This window comes from Phaeobacter sp. CC-HEC084, from assembly GCF_059429255.1.
In genome coordinates this window covers 170,126-193,296 of sequence record NZ_JCAIJQ010000009.1, presented here as the reverse complement: position 1 = coordinate 193,296, position 23,171 = coordinate 170,126, and the positions used below count along the sequence as shown (strand labels likewise).

Below are 23,171 nucleotides of genomic sequence, written 5' to 3'. Positions count from 1 at the left end.
AAGTAGAGCAGAGTACAGCAGAACAGGACAAAGGCAGGCGCGTGGTACTGACATCCCTAGCCGACAGCGCGGCCCGCCGGGTCGAGGCCCTGGGCAGCAGCCTGTCGGAGACTTTTCTGGAACCGAGCCTGAGGCTCGGCGTCACCGGGCTGGCGCGGGCGGGCAAGACCGTCTTTATCACCTCTTTGGTGGCCAATCTGATGAACCGGGGCCGCATGGTGCAGCTATCGGCGGCGCGGGATGGGCGGATCGAGACCGCCTATCTGCAACCCCAGCCCGACGACACGGTGCCGCGGTTCGACTATGAATCCCATTTGGCCGCCCTCACCGGGGCTGATCCGCATTGGCCGGACAGCACCCGCGCCGTTTCCGAACTGCGCCTCAGCCTGAAGGTGCGGCCCTCGGGGCTGCTTGCCGGGTTGCAGGGCCCCCGGGTGCTGCATTTGGATATCGTGGATTATCCGGGAGAATGGCTGCTGGATCTGGCGCTGCTGGACAAGAGCTTTGATCAGTGGTCCGGCGAAGTGCTGGCCCGGATCGCAGGGCGGGAAGAGGCGCAGGGGTTCCTTGCGGCCGCAGGGGCCACCGATGCGCATGCCGCCCATGACGAGGGGCAGGCACAGGCGCTGGCGGCCTCCTTCACCGAATACCTTAACGCCGCGCGCAAAGCCGGGTTCTATGACTGCACGCCGGGCCGGTTCCTGCTGCCGGGTGATCTCGCAGGCTCGCCGGTGCTGACCTTTGCGCCGCTTGCTGTCGGGGAGGGCAGCGCGCCGCGCGGCAGCCTGCGGCGTGAAATGGCGCGCCGCTATGAGGCCTATAAGGCGCGGGTGGTTAAGCCGTTCTTTCGCGATCATTTTTCCCGCATCGACCGGCAAGTGGTGCTGGTCGATGCGCTGGGGGCGATCCATTCCGGCCCGCCCGCGGTCGAGGATCTACGCCAGTCGATGGCGGATATCCTGGGCGCCTTCCGGCCCGGGCGCAACCGGTTCCTGACCCGGATCCTGGGCGGCAAAAGGGTGGAGAAGATCCTGTTCGCCGCCACCAAGGCGGACCATTTGCACCACGTCCAGCATCCGCAGCTGACCGCGATCATCGAGGCGTTGACCCGAGAGGCGCAGGACCGCGCCCGCTTTGCCGGGGCGGAAACGGCGGCCCTGTCGCTGGCCTCTTTGCGGACCACGACCGAGGAAATGCGCGCCCATCAGGGACAGGAGCTGCCCTGCGTGCGCGGCACATTGCTGGAGGGTGGACGGCAAGCGGCCTTTTACCCCGGCGCTTTGCCCGAGGATCCGGGCAAGCTGCTGACCCCGGCGCGGCAAGGGGCGGAGAGGTGGCTGGAGGGAGACTATCAGAGCATGGCCTTTGCGCCTGCGCCCCTGAGCCTCAGACCCGGGGATGGCCTGCCGCATATCCGACTGGACCGGGCCGCCGAATTCCTGATCGGAGATCGTCTATGAGCCTTGAATTGCGCCCGGCGCGCCCGACGGATGCGGGCACGATTGGCGATATCCTGCACCGGTTTGCGGCAGAAACGCCCTGGATGCCAGAGCTGTATTCCGGGGCCGAGGCGATTTCCTTTTGCGGGGTGATGATCGACCGGGGGTGGGTCACCGTGGCCGAGGAGGGCGCCAGGGTGCTGGGATTTTTGGCCCGTGATGGTGCGGAAATCTGCGCCCTCTATCTGGCGCCCGAGGCGCGCGGGCAGGGCATAGGCAAACGCCTTCTGGACGCGGCCAAGGGGACCAGCGGGCATCTGCACCTCTGGACCTTTGAGGCCAATACCGGGGCGCAGCGGTTCTACCTGCGCGAAGGGTTTACTGAGACGGCGCGCAGCGATGGCGCGCGCAATGACGAAGGGTTGCCGGATATTTCCTATGCCTGGCAGGCCGCGAAACAGGAGGCCGCGTGATGAGCCAGGGACCCGTTGTCTTTGATCTGGAGGAAGACCAGAAACCGGCCCCCGCTGTCAGCGATGCGCCGCCGGTTCCCGATCTTGGGCCGGAGGTGCCGGGCGGGCCGCCTCCGGCTGCCATGCAGCGGGCTGCGGCGCTGGCGGCCCGGCCTCCCTCGCGGCTGTCGCGCTGGTTCTGGGGCACGGTTCTGGCACTGCTCGGCGCGATGGTGTCCGTTGCGGCCTGGGACTTTGCCACCGGGCTGATTGCACGGGTGCCGGTTCTGGGCTGGGCGATCTCTGCCGCTTTGCTGCTGGCGCTGGTGCTGGCGGTGCTGATGCTGCTGCGCGAAGGGCTGGCGCTGGCGCGGCTGAAGCGGGTTGACGATCTGCGACAGGCCGCGATCCCGGCGGTGGAGGATCCCACGGCGGCGCGCGCCTATGTGGCGCGGCTGGAGCGGTTTTATGGAGATCGTGCGGATCTGGCCTGGCATCGCGCGCGACTGGCCGAGCGCAGCCCCGAGGTGATGGATGCCGATGCCTTGTTGCAGCTGGCCGAGGACGAGTTGCTGGCGCCGCTGGATGCGCGCGCACTGCAGGAGGTCGAAGGCGCCGCGCGGCAGGTGGCGACGGTGACGGCATTGGTGCCGCTGGCGCTGGCCGACGTGGTGACGGCGCTTGTTGCCTCGGTGCGGATGATCCGGCGGGTGGCCGAGATCTACGGCGGACGCTCGGGCCTGCTTGGCTCCTGGCGGCTGACACGGGCTGTGCTGGCGCATCTGGTGGCCACCGGCGCGGTTGCGGCGGGGGACGATCTGCTGGAATCCGTGCTGGGCGGATCGGTCCTGTCGAAATTGTCGCGGCGGTTTGGCGAAGGCGTGGTCAATGGTGCACTGTCGGCGCGGGTTGGCATCGCCGCGATGGAGGTCTGCCGCCCGATGCCGTTTTCCCCGCGCCACCGCCCTTCGACCCGCAGGGTCGTGCAGCGGGCGCTGTCCGGTCTGTTTTCAAGATCCAAGTCAAAGGTGGACGCAGACCGCTAGACCCGCACCTCAGAACAGTTTGGGCGGCGCATCCTTGGGCTGGCGCATGGCGGTTACGCCGGTTCTGAAGCCTTCGCCGATCCGGTCGGCGAGCGCGCCCCAGCTTTGCGCGGTCTGCGTGGGCAGTTCGGCCTTCAGAACGCTGTGAAACAGGTCAAGCCAGAGTGGGAAATGCTCGGCCTTGATATCGGGGCGAGAGACATGCACCCGCATCGGATTGCCGTTGTAGCACTTCTCGCGCAGGATTGCGTTGCGCCAGAACCGGGCGATCTTTTCCTCGTGTTCCGGCCAGTCGGTCACATGGGCGCCGAACACCGGCCCTAGCACGGGGTGCTGCCGTATCTTGCCATAAAAAACACGCACGACCTCGTCGATCTCGGCGCCGCTGATGTCAAAGCGGCGCAGCGGGGCGTCTTGCGCGGGGGGGCTGGGCAGATCGGGGGAGGTCACGGGAGGTCCTGACTTTGGTTTCGAAGGACAGCAATAACCGGGCCGGGCGTGCGGGAAAAGGGGGCTGATGTAGGCCGACCGAAGCCGTTTAGAAAAAAATCGTATCGGGCATGAAACTTTTTGCGCGCGGGCTTCGTGGCTGTGGGCAGAGGTTCAAACAAAGGGAGAGATACCTATGGCCCATCTGGCTTCATCCTATGCATCCTACGAGACGTTCCTGCGCGGCGCCGACGCCTTCTGGTCGGTAGACCTGGGGGCGATGAATAATTCGGGCGTCACCGGCGATGCGCTGCTGTCGGTCAATACCGAAGAGGACGGTACCCGCTATCTGAATATCTCGATCTCGGCGGCGGGCCTGACCCCGAATGTGCGCCACGCCCAGCATGTGCATGGCACCTTTGATGACGAAGGGAACCCCTCGGATGCCCGCATGCCGGTGATTGCGGATGATGCGGATCAGGACGGATTTGTCGAAGTTCTGGAAGGGCTGGCCGCCTATGGCGACATCCTGTTGCCGCTGACCGATGGCGATGGGGTGCTGCCGATGACCCGGTCGGACGGCACAATGAATTTCATCCAGAGCTATGAGCTGGGTGACGACAGCAATTTCTTCAGCCCGGTCAGCGGTAATGACTATACCGCGGCGGATCTGATGCCGATGGAAAACCGGGAAATCGTTATTCATGGGCAAAATGTGGGGTCGGGCTTTGGCGCCGGGACCGGCGGCGAGATCAACGGATCGCAGGATGGCTATGTCGGCCTGCTGCCCGTGGCCGCGGGTGAGATCGAAGGCACCAACCGGGCGCAGGCGCTCGACATCCTTGAGGACCAGTTCCAGCGGGCTTCGGAAACCGTGCGTCTGGGCGCGGGGGATGATGTCTTTGATGGCGGTCTTGGCAATGACCGGATTTATGGTGGCAAGGGGACCGACCGGATCGATGGCGGCGCCGATGATGACTGGCTCTGGGGACGTAGCCAGAACGATGTGCTGCGCGGCGATGGTGGCGACGATCATCTTTTCGGCAACAAGGGCAGCGACCGGTTGTTCGGTGATGAGGGGGATGACCACCTGAAGGGCCACGGTGGCGGCGATGATCTGAACGGCGGCTCTGGCAATGACATGCTGAAAGGCCACCGCGGCGACGATATGCTGAATGGCGGCGCCGGACGAGACATGCTGAAGGGGCACGGCGGCGATGATGTCCTGACCGGCGGCAATGGCCGCGACGTGCTGACCGGTGGCGCAGGCTGGGATGAGTTCGTCTATACCGATATGCGCGAAGGGCGCGACCGGATCACCGATTTCGAGGACGGGATCGACCTGATCAGCCTCAATACCCTGGGCATGGATTTTGCCGATCTCAGCATCAGCGATGCGGGGCGCGGCGCGCGGGTGGAATTTGGCAATACCTCGATCCTGCTCGAAGGCGTCATGGCGGATCAGCTGGACCAAAGCGATTTCATCTTCTGATCCCTGCTGTTGAGGGCAAAACAACGACGGGGCGCGGTCTTCTATTTGAGGGCTGCGCCCCTTCTTTTGCCGCGATAGGGTGGCGTAAATGCCCTGCCCGGAGACCCCACAATGACAGACCACGGCCACAGCCCGCAGGAGATCAAGGACCGGATCGGCGCACCGCCGGGGCGGGGGGTGCTGCGCGATGTGGTTTATGGCGGCATCGACGGATCCGTCACCACCTTTGCCATCGTGGCGGGGGTGGCGGGCGCGGGGCTGTCGCCCTTTGTGATTGTGGCGCTGGGGCTGGCCAATGTGCTGGCCGATGGGTTCTCCATGGCGGCAGGCAACTATTCCGGCACCAAGGCTGAACTGGACGACGCCCGCAGACTGCGCCAGGTCGAGAACCATCATATCGATCACTACCCGGATGGAGAGCGCGAGGAGGTGCGAGAGATCTTGCGGCTCAAGGGTTTGAGCGGTCGCGTGCTGGACGAGGCCACCGACGAGATCTGCAAGAACCGCGAAACCTGGGTCGACCTGATGATCGAGGGCGAATACGGGCTTGCCGGGGTCGACCCACACCCGATGAAGGCCGCCATTGCCACATTCGTGGCCTTTCTTGTGGCGGGCATGGTGCCGCTGCTGCCGTTCCTGTTCGGCCTCTCCAATGCCTTTACCGTGTCCTCCTGGATGACCATGGGCTGTTTCTTCGCCATTGGCGCCCTCAAAAGCCGCTGGTCGCTGGCGCCCTGGTGGCGCTCGGGCGGGGAAACGCTGGTGATCGGCGGCGCGGCGGCGGCCATGGCCTATGGTGTGGGGCTGATGTTCCACGCTTGAGGCGCGGTGTCTGCCCGGCGGGGGAAAATGTTTCGCGTGCGAAACGGTTTAAGACCTTGTCAGGTTATCCTGACAGTCCTTTTTTATGGCGCGCTGAGGCCCCGCAACGGGGGCCACAGAACCTTTGCTTCTGACTGATCCGCAGCGCGGATCACTTGACCTGGATTTTGGGAGGGTAGCCGTAGAGGTCCAGAGACTTGTCACGTTCACTGGACATTCCGGCCAGCACAGCCGCCCCCAGTAGACCACCACCCCAAAGAACCTGCGCGGCGGCATTTTCCTGGGCCTTGAGCTTGGTGAGGTTCGTCACCTCTATGGTTTGAGTGACAGTCTTTTTGCCATCTGTGCAGGCGATCGTCATCGGCGGTGTGGCGCGACCAAAGCTGGGCAGGTTCACCTTGCCCGGAACCCGCAGAGCGCCTGAAAAGGCGGAGCTGGTCAGTGTACAGTCCGCTTGGGTCATGGGGGGATTGGCTTCGTTCAACTCGTTTTGCGCAAAGCTGATCCGGGTCTGTGTCGCCGTTTGCAATGGCAGCCTTTTCCCGGCCGCGGTCAGCGAGATATTCTTTGAGACAGGCAGCTGTTCTGCGGTTTGCAGCCTGCTGGCGTAGGTTTCACTGGGGGATTCTGCGGTGTCGCAAGCCGAAAGCGTGACGCTGGCGGCAATCAACGCGGGTAGAATGTAGGTTTTCACTAAAAAGGGTCCTGTGTTGTGTTTTTAATTGATTATTTCTCCGTAAATACAGCGCATGGGTGTGTCCGGCAACTGTTGAGGCGAAAGAATGTTGCGCAGCAGCGCAGGGTGTCGCGACGTTGTGTGCTTTACCCTCCTGATGCAGCGCCCTATAAGGCCCGCATGTCCCACCGTGCGGCCATCATTATTCGAATTACGTACCCGGCGCTCTGATCCGAACACGGAATCCTAAGAGCCGCCGGGCAAAGGTGCTTGAGCCATCGCACCGAACCGAATATCCCACAGATAATCCTGACGACGACCAGCTATTCAAAGGACGCCACCGATGTGCGCCGACACGCCTCAGACCCCCGACTATAAGAACACCCTGAACCTGCCCAAGACCGATTTCCCCATGCGCGCGGGCCTGCCCAAGCGGGAACCCGCATGGCTGGAGCGCTGGGCAAAGATCGGTGTCTATGACCGGCTGCGCGAAAACAACGAAGGCCGCGAGCCGTTCACGCTGCATGACGGCCCACCCTATGCCAACGGCCACCTGCACATCGGTCACGCGCTGAACAAGACCATCAAGGACATGATCGTGCGCTCGCACCAGATGATGGGCTATGATGCGCGTTACGTGCCGGGCTGGGACTGCCACGGTCTGCCGATCGAATGGAAGATCGAGGAACAGTACCGCAAGAAGGGCAAGAACAAGGACGCGGTGCCGGTCATCGAGTTCCGCCAGGAGTGCCGCGCCTTTGCCGATGAATGGGTCGACATCCAGCGCGAAGAGTTCAAGCGTCTTGGCATCACCGGCAACTGGGCGAATCCGTACCTTACGATGGATTACCACGCCGAAGCGGTGATCGCGGGCGAATTCCAGAAGTTCCTGATGAACGGCACGCTGTATCAGGGCTCCAAACCCGTGATGTGGTCGCCGGTGGAAAAAACCGCGCTGGCCGAGGCCGAGGTGGAATACCACGACAAGGAAAGCTTCACCATCTGGGTGAAGTTCAAGGTGGCCGAGCCTGCCGATCACAAACTGGCGGGTGCCTATGTGGTGATCTGGACCACCACCCCCTGGACCATGCCGTCGAACAAGGCCGTGGTTTACGGCGAAGACATTGCCTATGGCCTTTATGAGGTGACCGGCACGCCAGAGGAATCCTGGGTCAAGGTGGGCGATAAATACGTTCTGGCCGACAACCTTGCTGCCGACGTCATGAAGCGCGCGCGGCTGGAGGAAGACCAGTATACCCGCGTTGCCGATGTCCCGGTGTCCGATCTCGAAGGCATCGGCCTCACGCACCCCCTCGCAGGTGCCGAAGGCTCCAATGGCGAATGGGACGACATCCGCGATTTCCGCGCGGCCGATTTCGTCACCGATACCGAAGGCACCGGCTTCGTGCATTGCGCGCCCAGCCACGGGATGGAGGAATTCGAACTCTACCGTGACCTTGGCATGCTGAAGCAGGTCATCACCTACAACGTGATGGACGACGGTTCCTTCCGTGCCGATCTTCCGTTCTTTGGCGGCAAATACATCCTGAACCGCAAGGGCGGCGAGGGCGATGCCAACAAGACCGTCATCGACAAGCTGGTCGAGGTCGGCGGGCTGATGGCGCGTGGCAAGATCAAGCACAGCTATCCGCATTCCTGGCGCTCCAAGGCGCCGATCATCTATCGCAACACGCCGCAGTGGTTTGCAGCCGTGGACAAGGAGTTGGGCGACGGGCTCGATACCTATGGCAAGACCATCCGCGAGCGGGCGCTGACCTCGATCGACCAACTGGTGAAATGGACCCCGCAGACCGGGCGTAACCGCCTCTATTCGATGATCGAAGCGCGCCCCGACTGGGTGCTGTCGCGTCAGCGCGCCTGGGGTGTGCCGCTTACCTGCTTCACCAAGAAGGGCGCCCTGCCCACCGACGATGATTTCCTGCTGCGCAACGATGAGGTCAACGCCCGTATCGTCGCCGCCTTTGACGAAAAGGGCGCCGATGTCTGGTACGAGGACGGCTTCAAGGCGCAGGTGCTGGACGGTATCGTTGATCCCGACGCCTATGATCAGGTCTTTGACGTTCTCGACGTGTGGTTCGATTCCGGCTCCACCCATGCCTTCGTGCTGCGTGACCGCGAAGATGGCACCGAGGACGGTATCGCCGATGTCTATATGGAAGGCACCGACCAGCACCGCGGCTGGTTCCACTCTTCCTTGCTGGAGGCCTGTGGCACCCTGGGCCGCGCGCCTTACCGCAACGTGGTGACCCACGGCTTCACGCTGGATGAGAAGGGCATGAAGATGTCCAAATCGCTGGGCAACACCATCGTGCCGGAAAAGGTCGTACAGCAATACGGCGCCGATATCCTGCGTCTGTGGGTGGCCCAGACCGATTACACCGCCGACCAGCGGATCGGCCCGGAAATCCTGAAAGGCACCGCTGACAGCTACCGCCGCTTGCGCAACACCATGCGGTATATGCTGGGCAGCCTTGGCGATTTCACCGAAGACCAGCGCGTTGATCCCGCCGATATGCCCGAGCTGGAGCAATGGGTGCTGCACCGTCTTGCAGAACTGGATCACAAGGTGCGCTCCGGCTATGCCGCCTTCGACTTCCAGGGCGTGTTCTCCGCGGTCTTCACCTTTGCCACCGTGGATCTGTCGGCCTTCTATTTCGACGTGCGCAAGGATGCGCTCTATTGCGATGGCGATACGCTGAATGCCCGCGCCGCGCGCACCGTTCTGGACATCCTGTTCCATCGCCTGACCACCTGGCTGGCGCCGATCCTGGTCTTCACCATGGAAGAAGTCTGGCTGGAACGCTTCCCGGGCAAGGACAGCTCGGTCCATCTGGTGGACATCCCCGAAACGCCGGCCGACTGGCTGAACGAGCCGCTGGCCGCGAAATGGGCCGCGATCCGTCAGGCCCGCCGGGTGGTGACCTCGGCGCTGGAAATCCAGCGCACCGACAAGGTGATCGGTGCCTCGCTTGAAGCAGCGCCGGTGGTGCATCTGCGCGACCCGGAGATTCTGGAAGCGCTGAAATCGGTGAATTTTGCCGATATCTGCATCACCTCGGATGTGGTTCTGACTGGCGATCCGGCCCCTGCCGAAGCCTTCCGCATGCCAGAGATCGACGGCATCTCGGTTGTGTTTGAAAAGGCCGAAGGCGAGAAGTGCCAGCGCTGCTGGAAGATCCTGCCGGATGTGGGCACCCATGCCCATGCCGGTGTCTGCGGTCGCTGCGACAGCGCGCTGAGCTAAGACGTACCGCCTCCTTTTGCGGGGGCGGGTCCAAAACAGATTGCGCCGCCGTTGCCTGTTGAGGGCAGAGGCGGCGCTTTTTCGTCGGACATCCGGGTCTTTGGAGAGGGGCGGCGCGCGGGAATCAGGCAGCAACGACCTTTTGCGCCGCCTTGTAATTGGCACAGGCGTTGATGACGTTCATCGGCAGCGGCCCAACCGGGTGGCCGGCCAGCAGGGCAATATACTGCCGCCACAGTGCCTTGGCAGCGGCGGAAATCTCGGATTGGGCACCGTAGGCAGAGCCTGTCACGCGTTCGCGGCGCATGTCGTCCTGAGCCTTTTCCCAGGGTGATGCATCCGGTTGCCCCGGCATCTGCTGCGCGTCGCGTACCACCAGGGACGGCTTGGCCGGACCAGTAAAGACCGAGTTCACACTGCTATTCTGCATCTTTGGCGAATTTTGCAGGGCCTCTTCGCGCTGCTGGCGGAAGGCCAGACCTTGCTGGCTGCCATCGACCTGTTCGGTCGCGGCTTGAACCTTTTCCTTCTCGGGCAATGCTTTCAGGCGATAGGCCGATTGTTCGGAGAGGCCCATCTTTTCGGACAGGCTGGCGTTCTCCTTTTCAGCCTGCACTGGGCCGACCATGACCGGCTGATTGGCTGACCAGCTTTGTTTCCAGGCCAGGTTGGCCGCATCCAGTCGAATCATGTCCTTGTTCCCACCTTTACTTTACCGAGACGTGCAGCTGGTCTGTCCTGTCATTGCTCCTCCAGGTGGCCGAAAGGCTGTCCGTGGCAGAGGCCGGGATATTGCAGCACGACGCAGGCACCCCGCTCTGCGTACCTTCATTAATACATATTAATTAAACTGCTTGGCACCTGCCCGCTTGGGCAGGGGAGAGCGGCAGAGGGATAAGGCACCTATACCAAAGTGCGCATTTCGCACCTTGAGCGGCTCGCCCGGGCTTGCGGCCCGCTTCGGCCCGCCGCAGGGTGGGAATGCCCAAAGTGAACAACCGCAAGAGGACAGAACGCATGCAGCAGCCGAGCGCGCATCTGAAAACCCCGGTCGGGCGGGTGGTCGTGACCGCGCAAGATGGGGTGATCACCCGGCTGCGCTGGGAGGAAACTCCCGCAGAACCTACGCAGGCGCCTGCCGGAGATGCCGCAACGGAGGAGGTGCTGAGCCGGGCAGTGGCGCAGCTGCGTGCCTATTTCGCGGGAGAGTTAGAGGCCTTCAGCCTGCCGCTGGATGTGGCAGGGTCCGCCTATCAGCAGGCGGTTTGCGCGGAAATCGCCGCCATTCCCTTTGGCGAGACGCGCACCTACGGTCAGCTGGCGCAGACTCTTGGCAGTTCGGCGCAGGCGGTAGGCAATGCTTGCGGCGCCAATCCCATTCCGATCATCATCCCCTGTCATCGGGTGCTGGGTGGCAGCGGGCTTGGCGGGTTTTCAGGGCAGGGTGGGGTCGAAACAAAAGTATCCCTGCTGCGCCATGAGGGCGCGGCAGGGTTGCTGATCTGAGATCCTAAGATTTGTCCGTCAGGCGAGACGCCTGAAGCGCTGTTCAGGAAAACAATGCTTTCGCCTTGTCATACTCTGACATGGCGCCGGTGCCAGTTGGGGCAGGATCGCCTGCGGCCAGACCCAGAACGACGGTTTCCATATCTGCGCCGCTGGTCTCTGCAAGGCTGGTGTCCGCCTGCGCGGGCTCTGCCTCTTCGGGGGCCTCAAGCGGGCTGACCGCGACCTCGGTCGCCGGATCGCTGTCGCTGACATTGCTCACAGAAACGGTGATCTCGCCCGCTTCATTGGTTTCAAACAGGGCCACAAGGCCGCCGTGTTCGCCGTTCTCGAAGTTAATCCTGATCTCGCCGCCGCCGGTGCCGCTGTCTGTAGCGACATTCAGCCCGCCGTCCTCGCGGGTGACCTCGATGTCGAATGCACCACCGAGGTCTTCAATCCGGATGGAAATTTCGCCAAAGCTGCCGCTCAGCACCGCATTGACACCCTTGGGCGGTGTGGTTTCTGCCGGAGGCTCTGCGGGCGTTTCAGCGGCCTGCTTGGCGCGCCAGCCCCAGGCCTTGGCATGATCGGGCGGACCAACGCGGTCCGGCTGGTCCGACTGGCCGGGCGGGGTGAACTGCCGGGGCGCAGAGTGGGCGTGATGGGCGGATGACTGGCCGCCGGGGGCATGGATCGAATTCATGGTATGATCTCCTGAACGATTGGAACGCACCCCCGGTGCAAAGGATGCTCCATCGATCCTGACGATCAGAATTTAAGGCAGGCTTACCCAAGGGAAGCCATAGTGCCTCGCATTTGAGACGGCTTTGAGACGTATTCAGAAGCTACTGGTTTCAGGCCGGTTTTGTCGCACGTGGTTGCGTCGGCAGCAGGCTCAGGCGCGTTTGGGCGGGAAGATCTGCTGCACGATCCCGACGAAAAGCAGGTAGACCGAGGTCACGATCAGCCCCCAGTGGGCCCAGCTTTCGGGATGGAAATCGATCCAGGCCGCATAGCCTGCCAGCGCGGTCCAGACCAGCGCCACCGGCAGCGAAATGCGGCGCCAGCGCTGGGTGCGGACCGGATGAATGAACTTCAGCGGCAGGAACATCGCGATGGAAAGCAACGTCACCAGCGCCAGGCTGGTCCAGTGGCTCGGCTCCAGCGCAAAGATCACCAGCACCAGCATGTTCCAGCAGCCGGGGAAGCCGGAAAAGGAGTTGTCCTTTGTCTTCATCCGGGTGTCAGCAAAATACATCGCGCTGGCAAAGGTGATGACGATAATGGCGAACCAGCCGGTCCAGCCTGCCATCAGCCCGGATTTAAACAGGGCAAAAGCCGGGATGAAGACATAGGTCAGGTAATCGATGATTAGATCCAGCAGGACACCGTCAAACTGCGGCGCGTAGCGTTTGACGTGATAATGCCGCGCCAAGGGGCCATCCACACCGTCCACCGCAAAGGCCACCACCAGCCACAGGAACATCAGGCTCCACTTGGCATCGGCGGCCGCCAGCATTGCCAGAATGGCAAAGACGGCGCCGGTGGCGGTCAGAAGATGAACGAGAATGGCGCGGATCTGAGGTTTCATTCACCCGTGATGGCGAATTTGCCCTCGGCCCGCAAGGGTTCAGTGCAGCGTTTTGCTGATATGGGGCGCGTTTTCCACGGCCGCATCAAAGGCGGCACTATCATCGGACATATACAGCATTTCCCTTACGACGCCGGGGATGGAGCCGGGGAAGGGCCAATGCGAAACAGGAATGGAGCGGGGGAGGCGGATCTGAGAGACGGGCGCCGCCGGTGCAGCGGGAGCCTGGCCAAAACAGAAATGGGGGTCGTGATACATAGGGCATCCTTTCTGGAGCGGGTTTGCCCCTATCAACTCTGAACGCGGTTAAGGAGAGGTTGTCGGCAGGCTTCGGAATATATTGCATTTTATTTATTCCGCGCGCTTGGATGCCTGTCTCATCCGGTGGGGGGCCGCCTGAGCGTTTTGCATTCTGATAATCGCATGTCTAATGTGCTGGCCAGATATGCTCCGGCACGGGGAGCGTCTGAAGGAGGAGCGTGATGTCAGACCAGAGCGCACATTGGAATGCTGTCTATGAGAGCAAGGCGCCGACGAGCGTCAGCTGGTATCAGGCGTATCCCAAGGCTTCGCTGAAGGCTATTGATCTGATCGGCGCGCAGGATCAGCCGTTTCTGGACGTTGGGGGTGGCGCTTCGGATCTGGCGGCGGTTCTGCTGGAACGTGGCTGGCGGGATCTGACGGTTCTGGATATCTCCAACGCTGCTTTGGCGGTACAGGCACAGCGGCTGGGAGACCGGGCGGAGGAGGTCGTGCGCATCGCCGCCAATATCACCGAATGGGTGCCGCCGCGCGCCTATGGGATCTGGCACGATCGGGCGGTGTTCCACTTTCTGACCAACGCGGCCGACCGTGCCGCCTATGTGGCTGCTTTGCGGATTGGGGTGCGTCCCGATGGACATGTGATCCTTGCAACCTTTGCGCCGGACGGGCCGGAGACATGCAGCGGCCTGCCGGTGCGCAGATATTCCGCCGAAGGGCTGGCGCAGGAGCTGGGGGACGCGTTCACCCTGTTGCACCACTGGCGAGAAGTACACCAGACACCGGGCGGCGCCGAGCAACCTTTTACCTGGGCTGTCTTCCAGCGACGCTGAGGGGCCTTTCAGTCTGAGATCAGGCCTTGGGATGGGCGCGGTTGTAGACTTCCATCAGATGCGCCGTATCCACCGCCGTGTAAGCCTGCGTGGTGGAAAGCGAGGCATGGCCCAGAAGCTCCTGAATGGCGCGCAGATCTCCTCCGGCCTCCAGCAGGTGGGTGGCAAAACTGTGCCGCAGCGCGTGGGGCGTGGCCGAGGCAGGCAGGCCCAGCTGGGCGCGGGTTCTGGCCATGACCCCCTGGATCTGGCGGGGATTGAGGGCACCGCCGCGCTGGCCGCGAAACAGCGGTGCGTCCTGCGTTTGCGGATGCGGGCTGAGGTCCAGATAGCGATCCACCGCATCGCGGGCGGCGGCGATCACAGGCACCACCCGTTCCTTTTCGCCCTTGCCCTTGATCCGCAGGACCTGTGGCAGCGGCGCATCGCCGCCGGTGAGGCTGAGCGCCTCGGAAATGCGCAAGCCGCAGCCGTAAAGCAGGGTCACGACCGCCACGTCGCGGGCGGCGACCCAGTCGCTGGTGGATTGCAGCTCAACCGTCTCGATGACGGCGCGGGCGGCGTCCTGCGCCAGCGGGCGGGGCAGCTTTTTCTGGAACTTCGGTGCCCGCACCGCAAGAACCGCGGTGGGCTCGAACCCTTCGCGTGTCGCCAGCCAGCGATAGAAGCTTTTGACCGAGGAGAGTTTGCGTGCCAGCGAGCGTGAACCGGTGCCCGCGCTGCGCTCGGAGGCCATCCAGGCGCGCATGTCGGCAGTGGAGATCTGCGCCAGCGCCCCCAGCCCCTGTGGGCCGCCGGTATGGCTGGTCATGAAGGCGAGGAAGCTGGTGACATCGCCCTGGTAGGCGGTGATCGTATTGGCCGAGGCGCCCCCCAGCGCGGCAAGCCCCTCCAGCCAATGCTGCAGGGCGTCGCGGCAGGCCGGGGAGATCAGGCTCATGACAGCCAGCGGCGCATGGTTCGTTCAAAGACGCCCGCGAAGAAGCCGAGAAGGTCGGTGCCCTGCTGTGGCGAGAACTGATGCGGATCCTCTGAGCCGAGCACCAGCATGCCGGGCAGGCGGCCGCTGCCCAGATCCAGCTTCAGGCAGGCCTCGGAGCGGATCCACTCCGCCTTGCCGCCATAGATCCGGGCGCTGCCGGTCTGCAGCTGGCGCAGGGTGACCTGACGGTCCGGCCCGCCGCGCCCGCCTGCGGCGGCGTAGTCGGCGACATAGCCGGGAGAGACGATTTTCAGCACATCGCCGATACGTTCGGCGGCGGCGCTGCCGTCCTCCTGCCGGGTTTCCAGCACCAGTGCCAGTGCATCGACACGCAGGATTTCGGCCATCTCTTGATTGAGGCTGGTCAGGAAACCAGTGAAATCGGTGGGGTCCAGCAGGCGCAGCACCGCGCGGTGGATCTGGTTGGTGCCGGACAGGTTTTCATAGGCCGCGGCGATGACTGAACGGTGCGTATCCTCCAGCCGATCCAGTCGCGCCTCCAGCCGCTCCATGGCGATGCCGCGCAGATCCACGATATTCGAGCCCATCGCGCGTTCATTGGCGCTGACGAGGGCGTTCATCAGATTCTGATCCTCCAGGATCGCGTCTGGTTTCTCCAGAATCGCGGCGCGCAGGGCGTCGTCGAGTTTGGCGGTATTGCTGCTCATGTTCGAACCTCTTTGGGGTCTTTTGACCGGGTTATAACATGGGTTTTGGGCGATGCGGGTGAAAAATGTGTCTCTGGTGGGAAAACGCCGAAGCTCCGCATTAAGGGTATCGGGAGGCTCCCGCCCACTGCGGGGCCGCCATGGGCGGCCTCCTCGCTGGTTGGGCCGGGCGCCGGGCTGTTGCCCGGCGTGGCGGTCCTGGCGGACCTTTTGAGGTTTGCTGAGAAGCGTTTGAGGGGGCGCTCTGCCCCCTCAAAGCGCCCTGTCGATTGTGTTTTGAAAGGCGCCGCATCAAGGGTGGATCGCGCGGGGCGCGACCGCTGCGCGGCCCTTGACCCGGCGGTTTGCGCCGGACCAGGAAACGCCAAGAAAAAAGCGCCCCGGGAAGGGGCGCCTTTGGGTCGTTTGAATATTGGCCCCGGATCAGAGGATCTTGATGCCTGCGTCCTTGATGTCGGCGAGGAAGGCATCAAGCCCCTTGTCGGTGAGCGGGTGGTTCACCATGGATTTGATCACGGCAGGGGGGGCGGTGATCACGTCGGCGCCGATGCGGGCCGAATCCAGCACGTGGTTCACGGTGCGGATTGAGGCGGCGAGAATCTCGGTCTCGAACCCGTAGTTGTCGTAGATGGTGCGGATGTCTTCGATCAGCTCCATGCCATCGAGGTTGATGTCATCCAGACGCCCGATGAAGGGAGAGATGAAGCTGGCACCGGCCTTGGCCGCCAAAAGCGCCTGATTGGCGGAGAAGCACAGCGTCACGTTGACCATATTCCCGTCGTCGCTGAGCACTTTGCAGGCCTTGAGGCCATCCCAGGTCAGCGGCACCTTGACGGCGATATTCTCGGCGATTTCGACCAGCTTGCGGCCTTCGGCGATCATGGTTTCGGCATCGGTGGCCGTCACTTCGGCGGAAACGGGGCCGTCGACCAGATCGCAGATTTCCTTGGTGACTTCGATGATGTCACGGCCGGATTTCTTGATCAGCGAGGGGTTGGTGGTGACGCCATCCACCATGCCAAGGTCATTGAGTTCGGCAATGGCATCAATTTCGGCGGTATCTACGAAGAATTTCATATCCGGGAATCCTTTGGCGTGGGTTGGCCTTGATTGGGCTAGCCTTTACCTCATGGGGGAGGCATTAAAAAGCCCCGGCGGTTTTGCAGGGACACTTTGCACGGACAATTTGCAAGGGCACAAGGTAGGTAGCGGTGAGCGATCAGGAGCATTTCGAAGCAGGAGAGCGGGTGGCGGTGCTGACCACGCAGCCGCTTGACCGGCTTCTGGATTACCGCGCCCCCGAGGGCGGTTGTTTCCTCGGCGCCTATGTCGAGGTGCCGCTGGGTCCGCGCAAGGTGCTGGGCGTGGTCTGGGGGCCGGGCGCGGGCGATTTTGATTCGTCGAAACTGCGCAGCGTCACCAGAGTTCTGGATGTGGCGCCGATGCGGGGCGAGATGCGCGCGTTTCTGGGCAAGGCGGCCGATTACACGCTGACGCCGATGCCCGCGATGCTGCGGTTGGCGAGCCGGGCGCCGGGGCTGTCCGATCCGCCCTCGATGCGCAAGATCCTGCGCCGGGGCGATCAAGAGCCGGACCGGATGACCGATGCCCGCGCCCGGGTTTTGGACGCGATGGAGGAATTTGGTGGGCTGGCTTTCACCCCCAAGGAACTGGCCGATATGGCGGGCGTGACCCCGTCGGTGGTCAAGGGGCTCGTAAAACAGGGCGCCCTGCGCGAGGAGGAAACCCCGCGCGATCTGCCCTATCCAAATCTGGATCCCGATCTGCCAGGCAAAGAGCTGACCGGCGATCAGGCGGCAGCGGCGGCGGCGCTGGAGGAAGGCGTCAAAAGCGGCGCCTATGGCACCACGCTGCTGAAAGGTGTCACCGGATCGGGCAAAACCGAGGTTTATCTGGAGGCGGTGGCGGCGGCCTTGCGCGCCGGGCGGCAGGCGCTGGTCCTATTGCCCGAGATCGCGCTGACAGCGGAGTTTCTGAAACGGGTCGAAGCGCGGTTCGGCGCCACCCCGGCGGAATGGCATTCCGGCGCCACCATGACCGAACGCCGACGGGTCTGGCGCATGGTGGGGCAGGGCAAGGCGCAGCTGGTGATCGGCGCTCGCTCGGCGCTGTTCCTGCCGTACCGGAACCTAGGGCTGATCATCGTCGATGAGGAACACGACACCTCTTACAAGCAGGAGGATGGCGTCCTTTACAATGCCCGCGACATGGCGGTGCTGCGCGCGGCCATGTGTTCGGCGCAGGTGGTATTGGCCTCGGCCACGCCCAGCCTTGAAACCTGGGCCAACGCCGACGCAGGCAAGTACAAGCGGCTGGATCTGACCTCGCGCTTTGGCGCCTCGGTGCTGCCGGAGATGCGCGCGGTGGATATGCGGGCCGAGGATCTTCTGCCCTCGACCTGGATCTCTCCGACGCTGAAATACGCCATGAAGGCGCGGCTGGAGCGGGGGGAACAGTCGCTGTTGTTCCTCAACCGGCGGGGATTTGCGCCGGTGACCATCTGCCGGGCCTGCGGCGCACAGGTGGCCTGCGATCACTGCGACAGCCGCATGGTCGAGCACCGGTTCCTGAAACGGCTGATGTGCCACCAATGCGGTGAGACGAAACCGGTGCCCGAGGTCTGTCCATCGTGTCAGGTCGAAGGCAAGATGGCCCCGGTCGGCCCCGGGATCGAACGGCTGGGCGAGGAAGCCGCCGCGCTGTTTCCCGAAGCGCGCATCGCGGTTCTCAGCTCGGATCTGTTTGGGTCGGCCCGCGCGTTGAAACAACGGATCGAGGAGATTGCGGCGGGGGAGGCGGATATCATACTCGGCACGCAATTGGTGGCCAAGGGGCATAACTTTCCGCTGCTGACGCTGGTGGGTGTGATCGATGCGGATCTGGGTCTGCAGGGGTCTGACCTGCGCGCAGCAGAGCGGACATTCCAGCTGATGCGGCAGGTAGCGGGGCGTGCCGGGCGGGCGGAAAAGCCGGGCGAGGCGCTCTTGCAGACCTTTCAGCCTGAACATCCGGTGATCCGGGCGATCCTGTCGGGGGACGAGGAAGCCTTCTGGAAGGCTGAGGCCGCTGAACGGCAGGCCGCCGGGGTGCCACCCTTTGGTCGCATGGCGGGGATCATCTTGTCGGGATCGGATCTGGCGCAGGTCTTTGATCTTGGCGAAACGCTGGCGCGCAACGATGGCGCCCTGCGCCAGATCGGCGCGCAGCTGTTCGGCCCGGCCCCTGCGCCCATCGCCCGGGTACGGGGCCGCCACCGGGTGCGGCTTCTGGTGAAGGTGGCCAAGGGCGCGCCATTGCAAGAGGCCATCGCCCGTTGGATCGCGCCGGTGCGGCCAAAGGGCGATCTGCGCCTCAGCGTCGATATCGACCCGCAGAGTTTCTTTTAGGGCACGGGGCCTTCCTGCTCCCTTGCGTACACCGCTTTTCGCTGGCCGATATGGTCACGAAAAGTCAGAGCAGCTGATCATAGGCCTTCTCGGCCAGTGTGCGCAGGTGATCACGTGGCATCTGGCCGACCACCGCATAGCCCAGCGGGCCATCCTGCCAGTAAAGGCCTTGTGTTGCTCCTTCACCGGCGTAACGGAAGGCGCTGTCGCCGCCGGAATGCTGAGGGGCAATATAAAGGGTAATCCGGGTGCCAGCGTCGTTTTCGTACATGAAAAGCCCGGCCGTTCCGTCCTCGGACGGTAGAACCCGGCCGCCCATCAGCGCAAAACCGGAGGCCGCGAGGTCGGGTGGAACCAGCGGGGCGCCGACGCGTTTTGAGATCCAGCTTTCCAGATGGTCGCGCTGACTGGCGGGCACTTCGACCGGGTGCACCACCTCGACCACATAGGTGTCATGAGCCTTGAGCGCGGCCTGTGCCAGATCAGTGCCAGACGTCATGGGAGCCAGCGCGCCGCGCCCGATCCAGCCGCCAAGCCCGCCAAGTGTCAGAAGACCCACCATTGCCGCCACGCGTGCCGGGGCGCGAAGGGGCGAGCGCGGCGCGGTTGCAGGGGCGGGGCGGCGCAGAATATCGGTCAGGGCCTCGGGCGTGGGCTCCTCCGGTTCGGGGAAGAGCATCCGCAATTCCTCGTCCTGCTGCGCCCAGTCGGCGAGCCGTGTCTGTGCCGTGGGGTCGGCTGCGATCCGCTCGGTCAGCGCGGCGCGCGCGGCCTCGTCCAGTTCGCCGTGGTGATAGGCGAGCAGCTCATCATCGCTCAGCGGGGTGTCGGGATGGGTGGTCATCGGTTGGGTCTTCCGGTTGGTTTCGGCGCGGCGGACGTTGCGCCGCCGCGGCCGGTCATGGTGCGCAGGCTGGCGCGGGCCCGGGCCAGCCGTGACATCAGGGTGCCGCGCGGAATGTCGAGCATGGTCGCGGCCTCGTCGAATGTGGCGCCATCAAGCGCCACAAGCAACAGAGCGCGGCGCTGGTCCTCGGGCAGCCGGGCGATGGCAGCCTCGGTTTCACGCAGCGCCATATGGGCCTCCTGTCCTGCCGGGCGCGAGGGTTCGCTTGGCAGCTCGTCGACGGCGATCAGGTGGCCAGGCCGTGGGGCCCGGCGCATCAGGTCGCGGTGGCGGTTGATCAGGATGCGGAACAACCAGGCTCGCAGCGCGCCATCGGGACGGCGCTGATGCAGCTTGGCCACGGCCCGTTCGAGGCAATCCTGGACAAGATCGTCGCCCGCCTCGGCGTCGCGCATCAGCGCATGGGCATAGCGGCGCAGTGCCGGGATCTGGGCTTCGATCTTGTCCAGGTCAGTCATGGGAGGGGGACCTTCGGGGCTGGGGCGCGCCTACGGACGGGCCAGGTGCCAGACGCCCTTGACGCCGTCACCGGTGATATCGCCGGACTTGGCATCCTTGAACCATGTGTAGAGCGGCTTGCCCTCGTGGGTCCACTGGCGGGCGCCATCGGCGCGCAGGATGATGCCAAAGGCGCCCTGCGGTCGGGCCTTGCTGCTGGCCTCCAGCGGCGGCCATTTCGTGGCGCAATCGCCATAGCAGTTGGAAACGGCGGCTGTGTCCTTGTCGAAGGTATAAAGCGACATGCCGCTGCCGTCGGTCAGGATCGCGCCCTTGGCGCTGTCGCCGCTCTGGATCGCGGTAGCAGCCTGTACGACTGAGCCAATCATGGCTGCGGCGATAACGGCAATAGGGAAGGTGAAGCGCATCTTTTGGTCCTTTCATCTAAGATCGTACCGGTCCGTTGCGACCGGCAGATAATAAGACGCGCCTGCGCGAGAAATAATCCCACTGACCTACAAATTTTTATGCGGTCACCGTCCGGCCCGGCTGATCGATCAGGAAATCGGTCAGCATCGCTCCGATCCACATGCAGAACAGCGCCAGCCAGGCAGTGCCGGCAAAGATCGACCCGCCGGTGACGCCCGCGCCGATGGCGCAGCCACCCGCCAGCATGCCGCCAAATCCCATCAGGGCCGCGCCGATCATCGCCTTGCGCATGGTGACGGCGCCGTCAAAAGCCTGGATCCGCATCTCCCCGGACAGGGCAGCGGCCAGCATCGCGCCGATAAAGACGCCCGGCACCAGGCCCACGTCGAATTCAAGAATGGCGTTGCGGTCGAGGAAGAACATTAGGGTATGGGCCGAGGGGCCGGTGAAGGTGGCACTTTCGATCTGCACCGGGTCAAAGGCGACGAGGCTGAGCTCATAGGTCAGCACCCAGCCCATGGCGACGGCAAACCCCACGCCCGAGGCAAAGATCAGCCGCGCCGCGCCGATACGGTTGCGGCGCGACAGCCAGAGCGCCAGCACAGCAATCGCCGCGCCAAGGGCCAGACCGCCCCATTCCGGCAGGCCAAAGGTGGCAAGAAGATCCATGTTGCGCCCGCCGGATGTCACCCAGAGCCCGGCCAGCCGGTCGCGCAGCGGTGACAGCACGCCCGAAAGGCTCATCTGTGCCACGACGGCAAAGATCAGCCCGGACACGACCGAGCGCAGGTTGCCGGTGGCCGCCAGCACCAGAAGTCGCCCCGAGCAGCCCCGCGCCAGCACCATGCCAGCGCCAAAGATCAGACCGCCGATCACCGCGCCGGACCAGCTGCCCGGCACCGCCATCATCCGCGCATCCGCTGCATTCATCAGCCCCAGCAGCTGCGCCGCCTGCACCCAGACCACGGCGGTAGAGAAGGTCAGCAGCCAGACCGCCACCTTGTCCTCCATCCGGCCGCGCGCGAATTCCACCGTGGCCGCGCGCAGGCAAAATCGGGAGCGCTGCGCCGCAACGCCAAAGGTCAGACCGGTGAGCAACCCGAACAGGGCCGCCGTCGGGGCCTCTCCGATGCCTTCTACAAGTGAAACCAGATCCATTGCGCGCCTCCTGATCTATGCACGCATCGTAATATGTATAAATCAGAGGCGCTGCATTGATGCAGATCAGATGTGCACGGGCGGTTTTGCTCTCGCCAGAGCGGGCAAAGGGGCGTACATGCTTGACCCATGTTCAATCCCGTCCCGATAGAGACCGCGCGCAATATGCCGCGCTGGCGTCGCCCGACCACGCTGTTGTTCGTCATGGCGCTGTGTATGCCGATTGCCTTCAATGCCTGGAATGCGCTGCTCAATAACTTTGTCATCGAGGTGGCTCAGTTCGACGGCGCCGACATCGGCCTGCTTCACACGGTGCGGGAAATCCCAGGATTTCTGGCCATCGGGGTGATCGCAGTGATCCTGCTGGTGCGTGAACAGGTGTTGGGACTGGTGTCGCTGATGCTCCTCGGTGCGGCGACAGCGGTGACCGCCTGGTTCCCCTCGCTGGGCGGGATCCTGACCATCACCATGCTGTCCTCGATCGGGTTTCACTACTATGAGACGGTGAACCAGTCGTTGCAGTTGCAATGGCTGCCAAAGGCACGGGCGCCGCAGATTCTGGGCTGGCTTCTGGCCGCTGGATCGGCGGCGACGCTGGTGGTCTACGGGCTGATTGTCCTGCTGTGGGAGCCGCTGAACCTCAGCTACAACGTCGTTTTCATGAGCGCAGGCGGGGTGACGACGCTGCTGGCGCTGGTTTGCCTCATGGTCTATCCGCAATTCGAGGCACCGCACCCGCAGGTCAAAAAGTTGATCCTGCGCCGCCGCTACTGGCTCTATTATGCGCTGCAATTCATGGCCGGAGCGCGGCGGCAGATCTTTGTCGTCTTTGCCGGCTTTATGATGGTCGAGAAATTCGGGTTTGAGGTGCATGAAGTCACCGCCCTGTTCCTGATTAATCTGGTGATCAACATGACCGTGGCGCCGCTGCTGGGCCGGTTTGTCGCTAAGTTCGGTGAACGGCGAACCCTGATCTTTGAATACGCCGGGCTGGCCGTGGTCTTTGCCATGTATGGCGGCATCTACTGGTTCGGTTGGGGCGTCGTGCTGGCGGCAACGCTTTATGTCATCGATCACGTGCTGTTTGCGCTGGCGCTGGCGCTGAAGACCTATTTCCAGAAAATCGCCGATCCCGGCGATATCGCCCCCACGGCAGCGGTTGCCTTTACCATCAACCATATCGCGGCGGTCTTCCTGCCGGTCCTGCTTGGTCTATTGTGGGTGATCTCTCCGGCCGCGGTCTTTGGTCTGGCGGCAGCGATGGCGCTGGTCTCGCTGACGCTGGCCTGCCTGATCCCGCGCCATCCCGAGCCGGGCAACGAGACGGTGTTCAGCAAGTTTACCGCTGCCGCCCCGGCCGAGTGAGGCCGGGCTGAGGCAGGCGTGCC

The 23,171-nt window shown here is 63.6% G+C and carries 22 protein-coding genes; 10 read left to right on the top strand and 12 right to left on the bottom strand.

Annotation, left to right across the window (positions count from 1 at the left end):
- The first annotated feature begins 41 nt into the window (after positions 1-41).
- Genes AC5SSZ_RS18110 through AC5SSZ_RS18100 form a run of 3 tightly spaced genes read left to right on the top strand, consistent with a single transcriptional unit; the run spans position 42 to position 2,937 of the window.
- The gene (locus tag AC5SSZ_RS18110; RefSeq protein WP_495439225.1) at positions 42-1,460 is read left to right on the top strand and encodes a YcjX family GTP-binding protein; all 1,419 of its coding nucleotides are present in this window, start codon (positions 42-44) and stop codon (positions 1,458-1,460) included.
- On the top strand, positions 1,457-1,912 hold the full coding sequence (locus AC5SSZ_RS18105) for a GNAT family N-acetyltransferase (RefSeq protein WP_495439223.1): 456 nt from the start codon (positions 1,457-1,459) through the stop codon (positions 1,910-1,912). Before AC5SSZ_RS18110 ends, AC5SSZ_RS18105 begins: the two co-directional genes overlap by 4 nt.
- On the top strand, positions 1,912-2,937 hold the full coding sequence (locus tag AC5SSZ_RS18100) for a YcjF family protein (RefSeq protein ID WP_495439222.1): 1,026 nt from the start codon (positions 1,912-1,914) through the stop codon (positions 2,935-2,937). Before AC5SSZ_RS18105 ends, AC5SSZ_RS18100 begins: the two co-directional genes overlap by 1 nt.
- A 9-nt stretch (positions 2,938-2,946) precedes the next feature.
- Here the strand turns inward: AC5SSZ_RS18100 and AC5SSZ_RS18095 are convergent, their stop codons facing one another.
- A complete protein-coding gene (locus AC5SSZ_RS18095) occupies positions 2,947-3,387 on the bottom strand; it encodes a group III truncated hemoglobin (RefSeq protein WP_274827708.1) in 441 nt (146 codons plus the stop codon).
- A gap of 175 nt (positions 3,388-3,562) precedes the next feature.
- Here AC5SSZ_RS18095 and AC5SSZ_RS18090 point away from each other — a divergent pair, with 175 nt between their 5' ends.
- On the top strand, positions 3,563-4,858 hold the full coding sequence (locus AC5SSZ_RS18090; protein ID WP_495439219.1) for a calcium-binding protein: 1,296 nt from the start codon (positions 3,563-3,565) through the stop codon (positions 4,856-4,858).
- A gap of 111 nt (positions 4,859-4,969) precedes the next feature.
- Entirely contained in the window at positions 4,970-5,680 is a 711-nt protein-coding gene (locus AC5SSZ_RS18085; RefSeq protein WP_065272648.1) for a VIT1/CCC1 transporter family protein, read from the top strand.
- Positions 5,681-5,831: 151 nt separating this feature from the next.
- On the opposite strand, the gene AC5SSZ_RS18080 is transcribed toward AC5SSZ_RS18085, so the two are convergent.
- Positions 5,832-6,374 (bottom strand): hypothetical protein, encoded by a 543-nt coding sequence (locus AC5SSZ_RS18080; protein ID WP_274827711.1) that lies wholly within the window; start codon positions 6,372-6,374, stop codon positions 5,832-5,834.
- A 325-nt stretch (positions 6,375-6,699) separates the two neighbouring features.
- Here AC5SSZ_RS18080 and ileS point away from each other — a divergent pair, with 325 nt between their 5' ends.
- The gene (gene ileS, locus AC5SSZ_RS18075) at positions 6,700-9,621 is read left to right on the top strand and encodes an isoleucine--tRNA ligase (RefSeq protein WP_495439216.1); all 2,922 of its coding nucleotides are present in this window, start codon (positions 6,700-6,702) and stop codon (positions 9,619-9,621) included.
- 124 nt (positions 9,622-9,745) lie between these two features.
- Here ileS and AC5SSZ_RS18070 read toward each other — a convergent pair whose 3' ends face one another.
- Positions 9,746-10,312, bottom strand: a complete 567-nt coding sequence (locus AC5SSZ_RS18070; RefSeq protein ID WP_495439215.1) for a hypothetical protein — start codon at positions 10,310-10,312, stop codon at positions 9,746-9,748.
- 326 nt (positions 10,313-10,638) lie between these two features.
- Here AC5SSZ_RS18070 and AC5SSZ_RS18065 point away from each other — a divergent pair, with 326 nt between their 5' ends.
- On the top strand, positions 10,639-11,127 hold the full coding sequence (locus AC5SSZ_RS18065) for a methylated-DNA--[protein]-cysteine S-methyltransferase (RefSeq protein WP_495439213.1): 489 nt from the start codon (positions 10,639-10,641) through the stop codon (positions 11,125-11,127).
- Positions 11,128-11,170: 43 nt separating this feature from the next.
- Here AC5SSZ_RS18065 and AC5SSZ_RS18060 read toward each other — a convergent pair whose 3' ends face one another.
- Both AC5SSZ_RS18060 and AC5SSZ_RS18055 read right to left on the bottom strand, forming a co-directional pair.
- Positions 11,171-11,812, bottom strand: a complete 642-nt coding sequence (locus tag AC5SSZ_RS18060; RefSeq protein WP_495439212.1) for a hypothetical protein — start codon at positions 11,810-11,812, stop codon at positions 11,171-11,173.
- Between the two features lie 192 nt (positions 11,813-12,004).
- A complete protein-coding gene (locus AC5SSZ_RS18055) occupies positions 12,005-12,700 on the bottom strand; it encodes a CDP-alcohol phosphatidyltransferase family protein (protein WP_065272653.1) in 696 nt (231 codons plus the stop codon).
- 482 nt (positions 12,701-13,182) lie between these two features.
- On the opposite strand from AC5SSZ_RS18055, the gene AC5SSZ_RS18050 reads away from it, so the two are divergent.
- A complete protein-coding gene (locus AC5SSZ_RS18050) occupies positions 13,183-13,794 on the top strand; it encodes a methyltransferase domain-containing protein (protein ID WP_495439211.1) in 612 nt (203 codons plus the stop codon).
- A 19-nt stretch (positions 13,795-13,813) separates the two neighbouring features.
- On the opposite strand, the gene AC5SSZ_RS18045 is transcribed toward AC5SSZ_RS18050, so the two are convergent.
- The 3 genes from AC5SSZ_RS18045 to fsa all read right to left on the bottom strand — a co-directional run bounded on the left by AC5SSZ_RS18045 (position 13,814) and on the right by fsa (position 16,521).
- Positions 13,814-14,734 carry a tyrosine recombinase XerC gene (locus AC5SSZ_RS18045; protein ID WP_495439209.1) on the bottom strand — a complete coding sequence of 307 codons (921 nt, stop codon included), beginning with the start codon at positions 14,732-14,734 and terminating at the stop codon, positions 13,814-13,816.
- Positions 14,731-15,444: a DUF484 family protein gene (locus tag AC5SSZ_RS18040; RefSeq protein ID WP_369000772.1), complete on the bottom strand. Its 714-nt coding sequence runs from the start codon at positions 15,442-15,444 to the stop codon at positions 14,731-14,733. Before AC5SSZ_RS18040 ends, AC5SSZ_RS18045 begins: the two co-directional genes overlap by 4 nt.
- A gap of 423 nt (positions 15,445-15,867) precedes the next feature.
- Positions 15,868-16,521 carry a fructose-6-phosphate aldolase gene (gene fsa, locus AC5SSZ_RS18035; RefSeq protein WP_065272657.1) on the bottom strand — a complete coding sequence of 218 codons (654 nt, stop codon included), beginning with the start codon at positions 16,519-16,521 and terminating at the stop codon, positions 15,868-15,870.
- Between the two features lie 134 nt (positions 16,522-16,655).
- Between fsa and AC5SSZ_RS18030 the strand changes: the two genes are divergently transcribed.
- On the top strand, positions 16,656-18,851 hold the full coding sequence (locus AC5SSZ_RS18030) for a primosomal protein N' (RefSeq protein WP_495439207.1): 2,196 nt from the start codon (positions 16,656-16,658) through the stop codon (positions 18,849-18,851).
- A 64-nt stretch (positions 18,852-18,915) separates the two neighbouring features.
- Here the strand turns inward: AC5SSZ_RS18030 and AC5SSZ_RS18025 are convergent, their stop codons facing one another.
- From AC5SSZ_RS18025 to AC5SSZ_RS18010, 4 genes are all read right to left on the bottom strand, one after another.
- Complete coding sequence (locus AC5SSZ_RS18025) at positions 18,916-19,695, bottom strand: anti-sigma factor family protein (RefSeq protein ID WP_495439206.1); 780 nt, start codon at positions 19,693-19,695, stop codon at positions 18,916-18,918.
- Positions 19,692-20,216: a sigma-70 family RNA polymerase sigma factor gene (locus AC5SSZ_RS18020; protein ID WP_274831320.1), complete on the bottom strand. Its 525-nt coding sequence runs from the start codon at positions 20,214-20,216 to the stop codon at positions 19,692-19,694. Before AC5SSZ_RS18020 ends, AC5SSZ_RS18025 begins: the two co-directional genes overlap by 4 nt.
- A gap of 30 nt (positions 20,217-20,246) precedes the next feature.
- A complete protein-coding gene (locus AC5SSZ_RS18015) occupies positions 20,247-20,624 on the bottom strand; it encodes a COG4315 family predicted lipoprotein (protein ID WP_065272661.1) in 378 nt (125 codons plus the stop codon).
- Between the two features lie 97 nt (positions 20,625-20,721).
- Positions 20,722-21,783, bottom strand: coding sequence for a YeeE/YedE family protein (locus tag AC5SSZ_RS18010; protein WP_274827723.1), 1,062 nt, complete (start codon positions 21,781-21,783; stop codon positions 20,722-20,724).
- A gap of 129 nt (positions 21,784-21,912) precedes the next feature.
- On the opposite strand from AC5SSZ_RS18010, the gene AC5SSZ_RS18005 reads away from it, so the two are divergent.
- Positions 21,913-23,148, top strand: a complete 1,236-nt coding sequence (locus tag AC5SSZ_RS18005) for an MFS transporter (RefSeq protein WP_368998650.1) — start codon at positions 21,913-21,915, stop codon at positions 23,146-23,148.
- Positions 23,149-23,171: the final 23 nt, after the last annotated feature.